General features: G+C 71.3%; 17 protein-coding genes. 7 read left to right on the top strand and 10 right to left on the bottom strand.

Annotated elements, in window-relative coordinates; all coding sequences use genetic code 11:
- The first annotated feature begins 18 nt into the window (after positions 1-18).
- Complete coding sequence (locus tag ACIGXX_RS15465) at positions 19-660, top strand: VOC family protein (RefSeq protein WP_351171950.1); 642 nt, start codon at positions 19-21, stop codon at positions 658-660.
- A 7-nt stretch (positions 661-667) separates the two neighbouring features.
- On the opposite strand, the gene ACIGXX_RS15460 is transcribed toward ACIGXX_RS15465, so the two are convergent.
- The 3 genes from ACIGXX_RS15460 to ACIGXX_RS15450 all read right to left on the bottom strand — a co-directional run bounded on the left by ACIGXX_RS15460 (position 668) and on the right by ACIGXX_RS15450 (position 3,748).
- Positions 668-1,213 (bottom strand): DinB family protein, encoded by a 546-nt coding sequence (locus ACIGXX_RS15460; RefSeq protein ID WP_351171953.1) that lies wholly within the window; start codon positions 1,211-1,213, stop codon positions 668-670.
- Positions 1,214-1,371: 158 nt separating this feature from the next.
- Positions 1,372-2,829: an aldehyde dehydrogenase family protein gene (locus tag ACIGXX_RS15455; protein WP_366461528.1), complete on the bottom strand. Its 1,458-nt coding sequence runs from the start codon at positions 2,827-2,829 to the stop codon at positions 1,372-1,374.
- A 55-nt stretch (positions 2,830-2,884) separates the two neighbouring features.
- Positions 2,885-3,748 carry a helix-turn-helix transcriptional regulator gene (locus ACIGXX_RS15450; RefSeq protein ID WP_361467647.1) on the bottom strand — a complete coding sequence of 288 codons (864 nt, stop codon included), beginning with the start codon at positions 3,746-3,748 and terminating at the stop codon, positions 2,885-2,887.
- Between the two features lie 329 nt (positions 3,749-4,077).
- Between ACIGXX_RS15450 and ACIGXX_RS15445 the strand changes: the two genes are divergently transcribed.
- On the top strand, positions 4,078-4,563 hold the full coding sequence (locus tag ACIGXX_RS15445) for an ATP-binding protein (protein WP_351171962.1): 486 nt from the start codon (positions 4,078-4,080) through the stop codon (positions 4,561-4,563).
- A gap of 12 nt (positions 4,564-4,575) precedes the next feature.
- Here the strand turns inward: ACIGXX_RS15445 and ACIGXX_RS15440 are convergent, their stop codons facing one another.
- The 5 genes from ACIGXX_RS15440 to rpmG all read right to left on the bottom strand — a co-directional run bounded on the left by ACIGXX_RS15440 (position 4,576) and on the right by rpmG (position 7,058).
- A complete protein-coding gene (locus tag ACIGXX_RS15440; RefSeq protein WP_190083999.1) occupies positions 4,576-4,815 on the bottom strand; it encodes a DUF397 domain-containing protein in 240 nt (79 codons plus the stop codon).
- A gap of 376 nt (positions 4,816-5,191) precedes the next feature.
- The gene (gene rpsR, locus ACIGXX_RS15435) at positions 5,192-5,431 is read right to left on the bottom strand and encodes a 30S ribosomal protein S18 (protein WP_351171966.1); all 240 of its coding nucleotides are present in this window, start codon (positions 5,429-5,431) and stop codon (positions 5,192-5,194) included.
- Complete coding sequence (locus ACIGXX_RS15430; RefSeq protein ID WP_361467652.1) at positions 5,432-6,565, bottom strand: GTP-binding protein; 1,134 nt, start codon at positions 6,563-6,565, stop codon at positions 5,432-5,434.
- A gap of 77 nt (positions 6,566-6,642) precedes the next feature.
- Entirely contained in the window at positions 6,643-6,888 is a 246-nt protein-coding gene (locus ACIGXX_RS15425; RefSeq protein WP_351171972.1) for a type B 50S ribosomal protein L31, read from the bottom strand.
- A gap of 5 nt (positions 6,889-6,893) precedes the next feature.
- Positions 6,894-7,058 (bottom strand): 50S ribosomal protein L33, encoded by a 165-nt coding sequence (gene rpmG / locus ACIGXX_RS15420; RefSeq protein ID WP_009719228.1) that lies wholly within the window; start codon positions 7,056-7,058, stop codon positions 6,894-6,896.
- Between the two features lie 82 nt (positions 7,059-7,140).
- Between rpmG and rpmB the strand changes: the two genes are divergently transcribed.
- The 3 genes from rpmB (at position 7,141) to ACIGXX_RS15405 (ending at position 8,230) form a co-directional block, all read left to right on the top strand.
- Positions 7,141-7,377: a 50S ribosomal protein L28 gene (gene rpmB, locus ACIGXX_RS15415; protein WP_351171976.1), complete on the top strand. Its 237-nt coding sequence runs from the start codon at positions 7,141-7,143 to the stop codon at positions 7,375-7,377.
- Positions 7,377-7,682, top strand: a complete 306-nt coding sequence (rpsN, locus tag ACIGXX_RS15410) for a 30S ribosomal protein S14 (protein WP_361467656.1) — start codon at positions 7,377-7,379, stop codon at positions 7,680-7,682. The genes rpmB and rpsN overlap by 1 nt, the downstream gene beginning before the upstream one ends.
- Before the next feature lie 74 nt (positions 7,683-7,756).
- Entirely contained in the window at positions 7,757-8,230 is a 474-nt protein-coding gene (locus ACIGXX_RS15405; RefSeq protein ID WP_399975892.1) for a hypothetical protein, read from the top strand.
- 97 nt (positions 8,231-8,327) lie between these two features.
- Here ACIGXX_RS15405 and ACIGXX_RS15400 read toward each other — a convergent pair whose 3' ends face one another.
- Together ACIGXX_RS15400 and ACIGXX_RS15395 are read right to left on the bottom strand one after the other, a co-directional pair.
- Positions 8,328-10,544: an FUSC family protein gene (locus tag ACIGXX_RS15400; RefSeq protein ID WP_399975889.1), complete on the bottom strand. Its 2,217-nt coding sequence runs from the start codon at positions 10,542-10,544 to the stop codon at positions 8,328-8,330.
- Positions 10,545-11,045: 501 nt separating this feature from the next.
- Positions 11,046-12,221 (bottom strand): DUF2786 domain-containing protein, encoded by a 1,176-nt coding sequence (locus ACIGXX_RS15395; RefSeq protein ID WP_399975886.1) that lies wholly within the window; start codon positions 12,219-12,221, stop codon positions 11,046-11,048.
- Positions 12,222-12,304: 83 nt separating this feature from the next.
- Between ACIGXX_RS15395 and ACIGXX_RS15390 the strand changes: the two genes are divergently transcribed.
- Both ACIGXX_RS15390 and ACIGXX_RS15385 read left to right on the top strand, forming a co-directional pair.
- Complete coding sequence (locus ACIGXX_RS15390; RefSeq protein ID WP_399975883.1) at positions 12,305-13,213, top strand: ABC transporter ATP-binding protein; 909 nt, start codon at positions 12,305-12,307, stop codon at positions 13,211-13,213.
- The gene (locus tag ACIGXX_RS15385; protein ID WP_399975880.1) at positions 13,210-15,531 is read left to right on the top strand and encodes an FtsX-like permease family protein; all 2,322 of its coding nucleotides are present in this window, start codon (positions 13,210-13,212) and stop codon (positions 15,529-15,531) included. The genes ACIGXX_RS15390 and ACIGXX_RS15385 overlap by 4 nt, the downstream gene beginning before the upstream one ends.
- Positions 15,532-15,639 lie beyond the last annotated feature (108 nt).

Raw genomic sequence — 15,639 nt, 5'->3', positions numbered from 1 at the left:
TTTGATTAGAGTAGCGGTATGGCCGAGACAATGATCCCCTTGTTCCCCTGTCACGAGCTCGACGAGACCCTCGACTTCTACAAAGCCATCGGCTTCGAGGTGACGTACTACCAGCGGTCGCCCAATCCGTACGCCGTGGTCCGGCGCGGCGACATGGAGCTGCAGTTCTTCCGGATCAAGGGCTACGACCCCGCCACCTCGTACAGCACCTGCTACGTGACGACCGACGACGTGGACACCCTCCACGAGTCCTTCCGGACCGGGCTCAAGGAGACCCTGGGGCGGATACCGACGCGCGGCCTGCCCCGCCTCGGGGCCGTGAAGGACATGACGTACGGGGTGCGGCAGTTCCTGATGACGGACCCGGCGGGCAACTGCGTCCGCGTCGGGCAGCCCATCGCCGAGTCCTTCGAGCACGCCCCGGTGCCCCGCGAGAGGTACGCGCGCGCCCTGCACCAGGCCACCCTCATCGGCGAGTCCAAGCAGGACCACGCGACCGCCCTGCGCATCATCGACCGCGCGCTGGCGGCGGACGGCACCCCCACCCCCGAACAGCTCCGGGAGCTGCACGCCCTGCGGGCGGAGATGGCCGCGCACGTCGACGCCGCGCGCCCCGACGCAACACACCCCGACGCCACACACCCCGAAGAGGAGGGCTAGAGGAGGGTCAGCCCCAGCTCTCGCCGCGCTCCAGGGCCACCAGCTCGAACGCCGTCCTGCCGTCGAGGGTCTCGCGGATGATGTCGGCGTGGCCCGAGTGCCGGGACATCTCGGTGATCAGGCGGAGCAGCACCCACCGCATCGACACGTCCTCCTTCGGGAACCACGGCTGATCGGGCAGCGCGAAGGTCTCGTCGAGGGTGGGCAAGGCGCGGATGAACTCCTCGGTGCGGTCGGCGACTTGGCCCCAGTACGCGAGCGCCGACGCGACCGTCTCGCCCTCGATCAGACGGAAGCACTCGTCCCAGTTCGCCTCGGTGCGCTCGACCGCGGGGGCGACGCCCTTCGCCCGCGAGATCCAGCTCTCCTCGACCTCGGCGACGTGCTTGAGCAGCCCGGAGAGCGAGAGCTCGCTGGCGCTGGGCTTCGTCGCCGCCTGCTCGTCGGTCAGGCCGATCAGGGCCCGCCGGATGCCGCCTCGCTCGGCGTCGAGAAAGGCGAGCAGCGCGCCGCGCTCGTCGCCGGGGGCCTCTGCGTTGACGTGGGTGACCATGGGGTCCGCCTCTCCGAGCCGTGGAGCCTGCCGGGCTTTCCGACACCACAGACGTTACGGACCCTTGCGGTCAGCTTCTGTCCGCAAGGGTCCGGGAAATCACGACGTACGCAGCGTTCGAAGCGTTCGAAGCGAGCGCAGCACAGTGCGCGAGGTCCTCAGAAGGGGAACTGGGAGCGGCCGTGCTGCACCGAGATCCACTTCTGCGTGGTGAACGCGTCCACCGTCGACTCGCCGTTGAGGCGCCCGATGCCCGAGTGCTTCTCGCCGCCGAAGGGCACGATCGGCTCGTCGTGCACGGTGCCGTCGTTCACGTGGAACATGCCGCTGTTGATCCGCCGCGCGAACCGCACGCCGCGCTCGACGTCGGCCGTGTGGACGGCGCCGCTGAGCCCGTACGGGGTGTCGTTGGCGATCCGTACGGCCTCTTCCTCGCCGTCGAAGGGCACGAGCAGCGCCACCGGGCCGAAGATCTCCTGGTGCAGGACCGGGGCGTCGGCCGCCAGGTCGGTCAGGACCGTGGGCGCCACCAGGTTGCCCTCGGTGCTCCCGTGCAGGAGCGCCTTGGCGCCCGCCGCCACCGCCTGGTCGACCGTCTTCGTCACCGCGTCCGCCTGCGAGGAGCTGATCAGCGGGCCGATGTGGGTCCCCGGGTCCGCCGGGTCGCCGACCTTCAGGGCAGCGACCTTGGCGACGAACTTCTCGGTGAACTCCTCCTGGAGCGACCGGTCCACGAGGATGCGGTTGGCCGCCATGCAGACCTGGCCCTGGTGCACGAAGCGGCTGAAGACCGCCGCGGCCACGGCGTAGTCGACGTCCGCGTCGTCCAGGACGACGAGGGCGCTGTTGCCGCCGAGCTCCAGGATCGACCGCTTGAAGTTCGCGGCGCAGACCGTGCCGACGTGACGGCCCACGCGGTCGGAGCCGGTGAAGGAGATGACGCTCGGCACCGGGTGCTCGATGAACGCGTCACCGATCTCGGCGATGTCAGTGATGACCACGTTCAGGACGCCGGCCGGGAGACCCGCCTCCTCGAACAGCTTCGCAAGGAAGCTGCCGCCCATCACGGGCGTGTTCTGGTGCGGCTTGAGCACCACGGCGTTGCCCAGGGCGAGCGCGGGGGCGACCGTCTTCAGGGAGAGCAGGAGGGGGAAGTTGAAGGGGCTGATGACCCCGACCACGCCGACCGGCTCGCGGTAGAGGCGGTTCTCCTTGCCCTCGCCGGGCGAGGGGAGGATGCGCCCCTCGGGCTGGAGCGAGACGTGCACGGCCTCGCGCAGGAACTCCTTGGTGAGGTGGATCTCGAAGGCGGCCTTGAGCCGGGTGCCGCCCAGCTCGGCGACGATGGCCTCGGATATCTCTTCCTCACGGTCCTCGACGATGCGCAGGGCGCGCTCGAAGACTCCGCGCCGGGCGTAGGGGCTGGTCCGGCCCCACTCCCTCTGCGCGCGCTCGGCCGCCCGGTAGGCCTGGTCCACCTCGTCGGCCGTCGCCACGGTGATCGACGCGAGCTTCTCCCCGTTGTACGGATTGAAGTCGATGATGTCCCAGGAGCCGGAACCGGCCTTCCACTCACCGTCGATGAACTGGTGAGCCAGGTCAGTGAAGAAGGACATGAGACCCCTTGCCGCAGTCTGCAGACATCTGATTTCACGTCATCGTACTGACGTCTCAGGTGAGTTGGAGCAGACCACGGAGGAGATCGCGACTATCGGCCGGATTGGGGCTGTCGCTCTGGAGCTGACCGACCACCCGCTCGTACTGGCCGACTTCCTCGGGCTTGTCGAGGTACAGGGCTCCCGTCAGCTGCTCCACGTACACGACGTCCGATAGGTCCGACTCCGGGAAGCGCAGCATGGTGAACGCTCCGCTCTCGCCCGAGTGCCCACCGAAGCTGAACGGCATGACCTGGAGGGTGACATTCGGCCGTTCGGAGATCTCGATCAGGTGCTGGATCTGACCCCGCATCACTTCCCGGTCGCCGTACGGGCGTCGGAGCGCCGCCTCGTCGAGCACGCAGTGGAAACGGGGCGCGCGCTCGGCGACGAGCAGCTTCTGGCGTTCGAGGCGCAGCGCGACGCGGCGCTCGATGTCCGCCTCGCTCGCGCCCTTCATGCCGCGCGCGACGACCGCGTGGGCGTACGCCTCGGTCTGCAACAGGCCGTTGACGAACTGGACTTCGTAGACGCGGATGAGCGAAGCGGCGCCTTCGAGACCAACGTATGTTTGGAACCAGCCCGGCAGGACATCCGAATAACTGTGCCACCAGCCGGCGAGGTTGGCCTCTTTGGCGAGCGAGAGCAGTGCGACCCGCTCGGCCTCATCGTTGACGCCGTAGAGCGTCAACAGGTCCTCTACGTCTCTGGACTTGAAGCTCACCCGTCCCAACTCCATGCGGCTGATCTTCGATTCGGAGGCGCGGATCGAGTAGCCGGCCGCTTCACGGGTGATGCCGCGCGATTCCCTCAGGCGCCTGAGTTGCGAGCCAAGGAGCATGCGCCGTACGACCGAGCCGCTCGACTCCCCTGCGGTCACTTCGCTCAATCCTCCCCATCACTTGGAAGCCAGCAGTCTGCCATTAAACGCTTCAGGCCGTACTCGTTCGGTTACAGAAACGGAAAGCCTTCGGAAGTCCTCCACAAGAAGTCGTAGGAAGAAATGGGCAAGAAGTGGCACGGGAACGACTAAGTCCGGCGCGTGCACGTGCATCTGCCCTTGCATCTGCTGTACGCATTCGGAACCATGGTCCGCGCGCCACCGCTGTATCACCATCGGGCCGAGCTGTACCGATGTGCCGCAGCGTCGCTGTACCGACCGCACCACCGCTCCATCGCTATGTACCGCGAAACCGGGGAGTGCCTCGCATGGGGACGAATGGATCGACCATGCTCGAGCCGTTACGGCAGGGGCTTCCCCCACTCGACCCCTCAGCGGTCTCCAGCGCTGCGTCCTGCTCCCTGCCCGCCCGCTACGAAGCGGTGGGCAGCGCGCGGCAGTTCACCCGCAAGACCCTGTGCCAGTGGGAACTGGAAGATCGCTTCGACGACATCGCCCTGGTCGTCTCCGAGTTGGTCACCAACGCCCTGAGACACGCGCTGCCGTCCGACACTCCACGCGAGCAGGGGCCGCCGGTGCGGCTGCACCTGATGCGCTGGACCTCGCGTCTGGTGTGCGCGGTGCGCGACCCCAGTGACGACAGTCCGGTCGCGCGCGAGACGGACGACGACTTCTCGGCCGAGTCGGGCCGCGGCCTGTTCCTGGTGGACTCGTTCAGCGACAGCTGGGGCTGGCACCCGCTCGCGGGCGCGCTGCGGGGCAAGGTCGTGTGGGCGTTGTTCCAGCTGGCTTAGCGGGCACGACGGCTAACCACCTATCAGGTGGTCGAACTCCCCGTCCTTCATCCCGAGCAGCATCGCCTCGATCTCGGCGCGCGTGTAGACGAGCGCCGGACCGTCGGGAAAGCGCGAGTTGCGTACGGCGACGTCGCCGCCCGGCAGTTTCGCGAACTCCACGCAGGCGCCCTGCGAGTTGCTGTGCCTGCTCTTCTGCCAGGCCACCCCGTGCAGCTCCGTGGCAGCCATGCCGTTAAACACGTGGTGCACAGTCGCTCCCCGGTGGTGCAGTGCCTGATGCGGCTCTAGATGCAATGGTCAACTGTCCGGGATCATAGCTGTGTTCACATGCCGATGCATGGGCAGATGCACGTGCACGCGGGGTGGTCCCTTGGTTACAGCTCCGTCAGCACCTGCCCGGGTACCCGCATGACATGCGAACGCCGCCCCCGCCTCTAGGAAGAGACGCGTACCGGGCCCTTCCTGTTCCAACGTCCGCGTAACGGCGTGCGCGGAGGCCTCGACGGCGGCCTTCACGAAGGCCTTCGCACGAAGGCCTGCGCACCGAACGAGAAGCAGGGCGCCCCCGCGGTGACCGCGGGGAACGCCCTGCCCGGAACGACGCGCCGCACAGCGGCGGCGCAGGTCAGCGGCTCGTGCCGTACGGCAACAGCGCCATCTCCCGCGCGTTCTTGATCGCGCGGGTCAGCAGGCGCTGCTGCTGGGCCGACACGCGGGTGACCCGCCGGGAGCGGATCTTGCCCCGGTCCGAGATGAACTTGCGGAGCAGGTCCGTGTCCTTGTAGTCGATGTACGTGATCTTCGCCTGGTCCAGGGGGTTGGGGCGGGGCTTCTGCACGCGGTCGGACGGCTTGCGGGGGGACATTCAGACCTCCAGGAGGGTGTCGAAGGCAGGGGGCAGGTGTTTCCAGGCTTCGCGCCCCGCGGCGTACTCCTCGTCCGTCAACAGGCATGACTCCAGGACCTCTTCGAGCCCCTCGCGGTCCAGGCCCGGCGAGATGAACACCAGGTGCTGGCAGCAGTCGCCGTGCTCCGGATGCCAGTCGAGCGCGGCCGCGGCACGGCGCACCGGCGGCACCATCTCCCAGGCGGCGTCCGGCAGCGAGGCCAGCCAGGGCCCCGCGCTCTCCACACAGAGCGCGCCGCCCGCGGCGTCCCAGCCAAGCAGCGTGTCCGGATGGTCGGCCAGCCAGAACCTGCCGCGGCTGCGGGCCGCCGCGCAGGTCAGGTCCTCCAGGGCCTGGTAGAGCCGCTCCGGGTGGAAGGGCCGGTCCCGGTGCCACACGAGGGTGGCCACCCCCGCCTCGTCGGCGTCGATCGGCAGCAGCGCGCAGGACGGATGCTGGGCGGCGGCTGCCGCCTCGACGTCGAATCCGGCGAGCGCGGCACCCGCCAGGTCCCCGTGACCGCTGATCGGGACCTGACGGGCGGTCGGGTGGAGCTGGGCGAGGAGCGCGCGGTCCTCGTCGTCGGCGTCCGGGGAATCCGCGACGGCGAGCACGGGCGCGTACTCCAGCTGGCGGGCCCACGTGTCGGCCACCGTGCGCTGATCCGTGGAGGCCGCGGCGAGCCCGGCCTCCATGAGGTCGTCACCGTTGCCGAGGTAGGGCAGGAGGAGTGCGGGGTCGACGGCCGTGATCACGCCGCTCAGCCGCAGCCCCTCGGGCGCGTGCGCCGTGATGACCTCCGCCATCGCCTTGGGCTCGACGGAGTCCCACAGCTCGACGATCGCGAGCCGCGTGAGACCGGAGTCCGCGAGCCGTTCGAGCTCGGGCACCAGGTCCTCGCGCAGGGCGCAGCACGCACAGTCGTTGACCAGCGGCGCCTCGCCCGTGGAGAGCACTCCGGTGGCATCGCGCACCGTCCGCACGACGGTGCCGCGCACGGCCGTCGCCAGGTCGTGGTGGAGCGCCACGCTCCCCGGGACGGTGGTGAGGAGCCGCTCGACGGCGTCCTTACGGGCGTCGGAGTGCAGCCCGCCGACGATCGCGACGTCCATCGAGCGGCCCGGGGTCGGCGGGTTCGGCGGGGTCGGTGAGGCGGGAGGGTTCGGCGGGTTCGGAGGAGTCGGCGGGGTCATCGCGCGCCGTAACGGCGCTCGAAGCGCTCCACGCGGCCCGCCGTGTCCAGGACCTTGGCCGTGCCCGTGTAGAAGGGGTGACTCGCGGAGGAGACCTCGACGTCGATGACGGGGTAGGTGCGCCCGTCCTCCCACTCGACCGTCTTCTCGCTGGTCGCGGTGGAGCGGGTGAGGAAGGCGTAGCCGGCGGACTTGTCGCGGAAGACGACGGGGCCGTACGGCGGGTGGATGTCCTTGCGCATGAGGGTCAGCGCTCCTCTCGGAAATCGACGTGGCGCCCGACGACCGGGTCGTACTTGCGCAGCGTCATGCGGTCGGGGTCGTTACGGCGGTTCTTGCGGGTCACGTACGTGTAGCCGGTGCCGGCCGTGGACCGGAGCTTGATGATCGGGCGGAGTTCGTTGCGGGCCATGGAGTTAGTGTATGAAAATGAATCCCGTTTTCAAAACGGTTCCGCAGGGGTTCTCCGCCCCACGACCGAGAGGTGCGTCACCATGTCCGCCCACTGCCAGCTGACCGGCGCCACGCCGGGCTTCGGCAACCAGATCTCCCACTCGCACCGGCGCACGTCCCGCCGGTTCGACATCAACGTCCAGCGCAAGCGCTACTGGCTGCCGAGCGAGGGCCGCTACGTACGGCTGCGGCTCAGCGCCAAGGGCATCAAGACCGTCGACGCGATCGGCGTCGAGGCCGCCGTCGCCAGGATCCGTGCGCGCGGAGTGAGGGTCTGATGGCCAAGAAGAGCAAGATCGCGAAGAACGAGAAGCGGCGCGAGATCGTCGCGCGGTACGCCGCGCGGCGGGCCGAGCTGAAGGAGATCGTCCGCAGGCCCGGCACGGGCGAGGCCGAACGGCTGGCCGCTCAGGCGGAGTTGGCGCGGCAGCCGCGGGACGCGAGTGCGACGCGCGTACGCAACCGGGACAGCGTCGACGGGCGCCCGCGCGGATACGTGGGGAAGTTCGGCCTCTCCCGGGTGAAGCTGCGTGACCAAGCGCACGCCGGATTCCTCCCCGGGGTGCGCAAGTCGTCCTGGTAGCTTGGCGCGCGATTCACTGGCCTGGTTTGAGCGACGAGCGTCACACAGCTTCGTGTAGGGGGATTTCGGTGCGCATGCACGTCCGGAACGTACGTATCGGTGCCGCGGCGGCGGGTCTTGTCGCCGCCCTTGTCCTGACCGGTTGCAGCAGTGACGGCGGCGACGGTGAGGACGCGGGCAAGGACAAGGACAAGGGCTCGGCGGGCAGCTCCGCCGGGGCCGACGGGTCCGACGGTTCCGATACGCCGGACGAGGGCGGGGCCGACTCCGGTGCGAAGGACGGTGGCTCCGAGGGCAGTTGGGTCGCCACCGCGGGCGGTAACCCGCTCGCGCTGGTCATCGCCGGGGAGAAGGCCACGCTGCTCGGGGAGAACGTCCTGTGCAGCGGGACCGCCGCCGGCGAGACGATCAAGCTCAAGTGCGCCAAGGGCGACTCGGACCGGGACCGAGGGCACGGTCGAGTCGGTCAACGGCACGTCGATGACGGTCGCTTGGCAGGGCGCGGGCAAGGATCAGTTCACGAGGACCAAGGGCGGGAAGCTGCCTGAAGGGCTGCCTACTGCGGGGCTGCCCACTGCGGGGATTCCGCAGTCCTGAGCTCTTTGCTGCTTGCCTGAGCTCTCTGCTGCTTGATCGGGTGCGCTGTCAGCGGGCCGTGGGACCTTGTTCGGGGTCCTGCGGTCCGCTGTCCTTTTGTGCGCCTGTCTCCGATCCGTCCACCAGCATCGGCGGCGGTGACGTGTCCAGGGCGTCCGACAGCTCCTGGAGGGTGGCGAGCAGGAGGCCCGCTCCTCTGCGTACGACCCGGTCGGGGACGCCCTCGCCGTCCCACTCGTCCAGGGCCTTGCGCACGGCTTCCCACTTCGGGACGCGGCGTTCGCGTACGGCCTTCGCGCCTTCCTCCGTCGACTTGCGCAGGGCCTCCGCGAGGCGGGCGGCGGCGGGGACGGGGGTCGCGTCGCGGTCCGGGAGGTGGGCCTCCATCAGCATCGCCACGCGGCCGAGTTGGGCGAGGGCCTCCTCGGCGTCGGTGGCCGCGGCGCGGGAGACGCCCCGGTGGCGCACCGGTTCGTGCTTGGCGCGGGCGGCGGCTTCCTGCCAGGCGATGCGGGCGTCGCGGGCGGCGAGGAGCGCCTCGCGCACGTCCGGGCAGGAGCTGCCCGCGGGGTCGGCGTAGCGGCTGACGACGGCTGCGGCGTAGCGGCCGTCCGCGGTCAGCCAGTCGGCGAGGCGGTTGCGCAGGCGCGGGGTCTCCCAGGCCGGGTACACGGCGTACGCGATCATCGCGAGGACGCCGCCGAGGAGGGTGAGCACGACGCGCTCCGGCACGGTCTGCGTCCACTGCTCGCCGCCCATGCCGAGCAGGAACACGACGTACGCGGCGACGCAGGCCTGGGCGGCGACCTGGCCCGTGCGCATCAGCAGGTACATCATTCCGGCGCAGAGGACGGCGAGTGCCGCGGAGAGCTCGGTGCCGGGGTCCGCGAGCTGCACCAGGCCGGTGGCCAGGGCGACGCCCACGAGGGTGCCACCGAAGCGGGCCACCGCGCGGGAGTACGTCTGCGAGAAGTCCGGGCGCATCACCATCACGGAGGCCATGGGGGCCCAGTAGCCGTGGCCGAGGGGGAGCCAGGTGCCCAGGAGATAGCCGGCGGCGGCCACGGCGGTGACGCGGATGGCGTGGCGGGTGATGGGGGATTCGTGGCGGCGGCGGAGTTCGGTCCTTATGGCGCGGAGGGCGGCGGGGAGGAGGGCGGGGAAGGTGGGGCGTAGGAGGGGGGTGGGGGTGGTGGGGGTGGTGGGAGTGGTTGCTGTGGGGGTGGTGGTGGGAGTGGTTGCTGTGGGGGAGCCGGGGAGAGGTGGGGGCGCTTTGTCGGGGGGTCTGCCTGCTGTTTCGATGACGTCACGGAGCAGTGCCGCCAGGCGTTTCGCCGCTCGTTGCGCCGGGCCCGTGAGGATCGCTCCGGTGTCCGGGGTCCGGAGGGTGGATACGGCCGCGGGTGGGATCTTCACCGGTTCGCCCTGCCGGATCGCTCTGGCCGCCGCGTCCAGGATGGCGCCGGACGCGGCCAGGATCTCGCGTACGCGGTCGCGTTCGGGGCCTTCTTCCGGTACGCCGACCGCCGGGTCGGCCAGGGAGGCGAGTACGGGGCGGATGCGTTCCGCCACGCCGCGGGCGCCGTGGAGTTCGGCGGGGCGGGTGCGGGCCTGGCGCGGGGTGATGGTCGCCGCGTCGCGGGCCGCCATCAGGGGTTCGGGGTCGAAGTCTGCGTGGGGGTCGTGGCGGAGGCGGCGGGCGTAGTCGGCCTCGGCCGCGAGCGCGTCGGCGAGGGCGTCTCGGTGGGCGCCCCATCTGCGTACGGGGAACAGGACGACGAGGGCGGCCTGGACGGCGCCGCCCACCACCATCATCGCGGCGTGGCCCGCCGCGGCGGCGATGGAACCGGGGAGGGTGACCGTGACCAGCATGATCGCGACGTTGGAGGAGGCGATGATGCCGATGGTCGGGCCCGCGGCCCAGCTCAGGCCGGAGAGGAAGGTCCAGAGGGAGAGGAGGGCGAGGAAGAGGAGGGTGTGGGAGCCGGTGAGGTAGCCGAGGAAGGTGGAGACGGCGAGGCTCGTGCCGGAGGCGAGGGCCAGTTCCGGGCGGGGGCGCCAGCTGCGTTGGAAGGTGGCGATGGCTGCCTGGAAGGCGCCGAAGGCCGAGCTGGCGGCTACGGCGGGGCCGAAGAGGGTGAGGCTGACGCCGATGACGATGGCGAGGCCGGCTGCGCCGCGCAGAGCGATGAGGGGCTCAAGCCGCTTCCGCTCGACGCTCAGCCCCGAGCGGCTGGTCTCCTTCAGCGCTCGAAGCCAGGTCACTCTGTGATGATACGGGGCATTTCGGCTGAACCTGGGCGGGGGCCCGGGGGGAGGGGGGGCGGGGCTGGTCCGTCTGTGGGGACGGTTCCGCGCCGGTATGTCCGTCCTCGCCATCGTCCGGTGGCCGTGGGGCTGCTTCGGCACCGGAGCGCCGCGAGCCGTGCTCCGGGCGGACACACCGGCACGTCCCCTCGCGTCTCACTGCCGACTGCGGGTGTGCGGGAGCCGGGCTCGCGGGGCTGGTGCATGTCGTACGCGTACCGCCGTTTCCCCCACTCCCGGGATCGCGGATCGCCCACGCATACCGCGATCCGCCCCCTCCCTCGTGCCGATCCCCGCCCACCCTCACCGCGCAGATTGCATTCCGCCCCTCCCAGGCACTACCACCCATGCCGTTGCTACACCCGCTCCCCACTCCCCCGTGCCACGCGGGGCAATCGGGCGGGTGGGCGGGAGGGGCTTGTTCGTTGCGGGCGAGGCTGCGGGGGTGGAGTGGGGTTCTTACGGGAGGGGGCGGCGGGGCGGGGGCATTTGGGCCTCGTTGGCCGCCGCCGTGCCGTGGGTCCAGCCCTCGAGGTCCGTCGCGCCCCGGACACGGGTGGTGCTCGTTTCAGGGAACATCCGCTCCGCCTGGGCCGTGACGGCCACGTCCCTCGCGGCCAGGACCGGCAGCAACTCCCCCGCCTCCGGGGACTCCGCGGTGACGTCCTCCGCCGCCGCGGCCAGCCGCGCGCCGAGCCGGTTCGCGTACGCCAGAAGGAACGCCTGACGGAACGTCTTCGTACGCTTCCGGCCGCCCGCCCGCTGCCCCGCCTCCGCCCTAGTCATCGCCGCCGTCCCCTGCACGAGGAGCGAGGTGTGGAGGAGTTCGACCACCTCCAGGTCGGGCTCGAAGCCGACGACGGTCGAGAAGCCGTACGCCTCGTTCCACACCGCACGGCAACGGTTCGCCGACGCCACCGCGTCCAGCAGGATCGCCTTCGCCGTCTCGTACGGGGCGTCCACGCCGATGCGGCAGGCCCCGGGAGTGTCCTTGGCGTGCGTACGGGACGCCAGCAGGGCCTCGTCGATGGTGTGCCTGGCCATCAGCTCCTGCGCCTTGGCGGTCAGCGCCTCCGCCTCCTCGGGGAATCCGGTCGCCTCGGCCTTGGCCAGGAGCGCGCGGATGCGGGTGAGGATGCGGGGCTCTTCGTGGCCGGGAGGAGGAGGCGCGTGGAGGGGGGCGCCGGGGGCGGGGCCCACCGGCTCGATCGCGGGGAGGCGCAGGAGGAGGCGGTAGAGGGCCAGGGCGGTCGTCGCCCGGGAGAACCGGTCGGCTCGCGCGCCGCCCCCGGAAGCGAGCTCGGCCAGCTGCGCCCTCCAGCGGGGCGGCAGCGTGTCCCCGTACCGCCTGGTCTCTGTGGTGATCAGCTCGGCGGCCAGCTGTGTCTGCTGGGCACGGTCCGTCCCGTGCGCGGCGTCGTCCTGGGCACGGCCGACCATCCGTATGACGTCCGCCGGCTGCCAGCCCCGCCCCCACGCGCGGCGCACCAGCTCCTCGCCCCTGCGCCACAGCTCCGCGTCGGCCTCGGGAGCGGCCGCCAGGAGGGACGCGCCGGTGTCGAGGCCCTCGTCGCCGCCCGCGTACAGCGCTGCCGCGAACGCCTTGTCGATCACCTCGTTCACCGGATCATCCATACGTCAAGGGTATGGCTGGCCATACCCTCAGGACGCCCCCCAGTGGTCGTGCCCGGCGAGGCCGTGGCCGGTTGGGTTGGGGCATGACCTCAACTGCCGTACGGCTCACCGCCGTCCGCCGTCTCTACCGCGACGTGACCGCCCTCGACGGCGTCGACCTCGCGATACGCGCCGGCACCTTCACCGCGATCATGGGGCCCTCCGGCTCCGGCAAGTCGACGCTGCTGCAGTGCGCCGCCGGGCTCGACCGGCCGACGTCCGGTTCGGTGGAAGTGGGCGGTACGGAGCTGACGGGGCTGAGCGAGCGGCGGCTGACCCTGCTGCGGCGGGACCGCATCGGCTTCGTCTTCCAGTCCTTCAACCTCCTCCCGTCGCTGACCGCGGCCCAGAACGTCGCCCTGCCGCTGCGGCTTGCGGGCCGCCGCCCATCGCGTACGGAGGTGGGGGACGCGCTGGGCCGGGTGGGCCTGGGCGACCGTGCCCGGCATCGGCCGGGGGAGCTTTCGGGCGGGCAGCAGCAGCGGGTGGCTCTGGCGCGGGCGCTCGTCACGCGGCCCGCGGTGCTGTTCGGCGACGAGCCGACCGGCGCGCTGGATACGACCACCAGCCGTGAAGTGCTGCTCCTGTTGCGGGAGTTGGTCGACCGGGAAGGGCAGACGACCGTGATGGTCACGCATGATCCCGTGGCGGCGGCGCATGCGGACCGGGTGGTCTTCCTGGTGGACGGGCGGGTGGCCGACGAGGTACTCGCGCCGGATGCGGGGAAGGTGGCCCGGCGGATGGCGGGGCTTGAGGCGGGTTCCTCCCCTCAGTCGGGTCGCGGGGAAGCGGCTCGCGGGGAGGTGGCTCGCGGGGAAGCGGCTCGCGGGGAGGTGGCTCGCGGGGAAGCGGCTCGCGGCGAGGTGGCTCGCGGGGAATTGGGTCGCGGGGAAGCGGCTCGCGGGGAAGCGGCTCGCGGGGACTTGGGTCGCGGGGAGGTGGCTGCTCGATGATGTTCCTCGCTTCCCTTCGTACCCGCTGGGCCGGCCTGCTCGGCGCCTTCGTCGCCGTCGCGCTGGGTGTGACGCTCATCGCCGCGATGGGGCTCGGGCTCGCCTCGACGTTCAGTGCGCCGGAGCGGGAACCCGTGCGGTTCGCCGCGTCACCCGTGGTCGTTATGGGACAGAAATCCCTGACTGTCCCGGTACGGCGTGGGCCGGACACCGGGCATGTGACAAAACCGCTCGCTCATCCACAGCCTGTGGATATCGAACTTCTGCGCGAGCTTCGACGCCTCGGGCCGGTTCAGCTGGACGGGGCGAAAAGAGATGCGGTGGGGGTGAATGCCCCGGTTGAGGACGTGCGGGAGGCCGTGCGGGAGGCCGTCGGGGCGGCGCGGGCTGGGGTCCCGGTCCAGGTCCTGACCGGGGATGATCGGCGGCTCGCAGATCCGGAGCCGGGCCGGGACGCGGAGGCGTTGGTCGCGGTGAACTCGTTCCTGGGGACGGCGGGCGGGGTGTCGGCCTTCGTCTCGGTCTTCGTCACGGCGTCCACCTTCGCCTTCGTCGTGGCGCTGCGGCGGCGCGAGTTCGGGCTGCTGCGGATGGCCGGAGCGACGCCGGGCCAGGTGCGCAGGATGCTGCTCGCGGAGGCGCTCGCGGTGGGGGTCGCGGCCTCCGGGGTGGGGTGTGTGCTGGGCGCGTGGGGTGCGCCGGTACTGGCGCGAGCGCTGGTGGACGCGGAGATCGCTCCGGAGTGGTTCGGGATAGGCGGGGCGGTCTGGCCCTTCCATCTCGCCTTCTGGGTCGGGGTGTCGGTGGCCTTCGCGGGTGCGTGGATCGCGTCGCGGCGGGCGGGGCGGATCGGCCCCGTCGAGGCGTTGCGGGACGCGTCCGTCGACACCGGCGTCATGCCGTGGAGCCGGCGGATCGTGGGCGGCGTTCTGCTGGCGGTGGGGGTCGGGATGCTGGGCTGGACGGTGTGGACGGACCCGTCGGCGCTGCTGAAGCGGAAGACGTACACGACCCAGCCGATGATCCTGATCATCGCTCTGGCCGCGCTCACTCCTCTTCTCGTACGTCCCGCCCTGCGCGCCGTCCGCCTTCCCGGCGCGGTCGGGCTCCTGGTCCGCGAGAACTCCGCCGCGTCGGTGCGCCGGACTGCGGCGGTCGCCGCGCCGGTCCTGGTGACGGTGGCGCTTGCGGGTTCGCTGCTGGGCTCGGCGGAGACGGTGGGCGAGGCGAGGGCGGCGGAGGCGAGGGGGCGTATGGGGGCGGAACTGGTGGTGACGGGCGATGACTTGGGGCCGCTGGGCCCGTTGGAGCCATTGGGCCCATTGAGGCCATTGGGAAAGGCGGGCCCGCTGGAGAAGACCGGTCTGCTGGAGAAGGTGGGCGGAGTTGATGGGGTGGCGGTGGCCGCGTCGTCCGGGTCCACGGCCGTGTTCGTGCGGGAGGAAGGCACGGCGCTGATCCGCTCGGATGCGCGGGCCGTGAGCGATGCGTCGGCGTTCGCCTCGGTGTCGCGGCTGCCGGTGGTGGCGGGGGACGTGCGTGACCTGGACGACCGGTCGATCGTCGTCAACGAGGAGTGGGAGCGGCGGCGGGTGGGCGAGCGGGTCGACGTCTGGCTCGGGGACGGGAGGCCGGCGCGACTGCGGATCGTTGCGGTGCTTGCGCGGGGGACGGGGGACAGCGGTGCGTACGTGACGGCGGCCAATGCGGGGGCGGGGGCTCGGGTGGACCGGATTGATGTGGGGCTGCGGGAGGGGGCGGCGGCGGGTGCGGAGCGGGAGGAGGCCGCGGGGGCGCTGCGGGCGCGGGTCGGGGGTGGTGATGGCGGCTGGGGTGATGGCAGCGACGATGGTGGCGGCGACGATGGTGGCGGCGATGGTGGTGATGTGCGGGTGTGGTCGGCGGAGGAATGGCTGGCGGATACGCATCCCGCTACGAAGCCGCAGACGCGGCTGGGGTTGATGGTGCTGCTGGGTATCGCTCTGGTCTACACGGTCATCTCACTGGCGGGAACGCTGCTGATGGCTACGTCGGTACGGGGCCCTGAGCTGCGCTCGCTGCGGATGGCCGGGGCCACGTGGGGGCAAGTGCGGCTGGTGATCGCCGGGGAGGCCCTGCTCGCGGTGGCGGTAGGCACGGCACTGGGCCTGGCGGTCACGCTCCTCAACCTGGGCACGCTGAGCGCGGGCCTGGCGCGACTGTCGGCACCGGCGGGGGTGGCGGTGCCGTGGGGGATGGTGGGGGTGGCTGCGGGGGTCTGCGCGGTGGTCGGTGCGGGGGTGGGGGTGGCGGGGGTGATGGGGTTGCGGCGGCGCTGAGGGCGGGGGGTGCTGCTGGCCCTGGGGGCGGGGGTGCTGCTGGCCCTGGGGGCGGGGGTGCTGCTGGCCCTGGGGGGGTGCTGACCCTGGGGGGCGAGGCGGTGACGC

Origin of the sequence: Streptomyces sp. NPDC055243, from assembly GCF_044544025.1 — a bacterium.
Lineage (GTDB): Bacteria > Actinomycetota > Actinomycetes > Streptomycetales > Streptomycetaceae > Streptomyces.
Note: the sequence above shows the minus strand (reverse complement) of the source record. Positions and strands in the feature narration are given on the sequence as shown.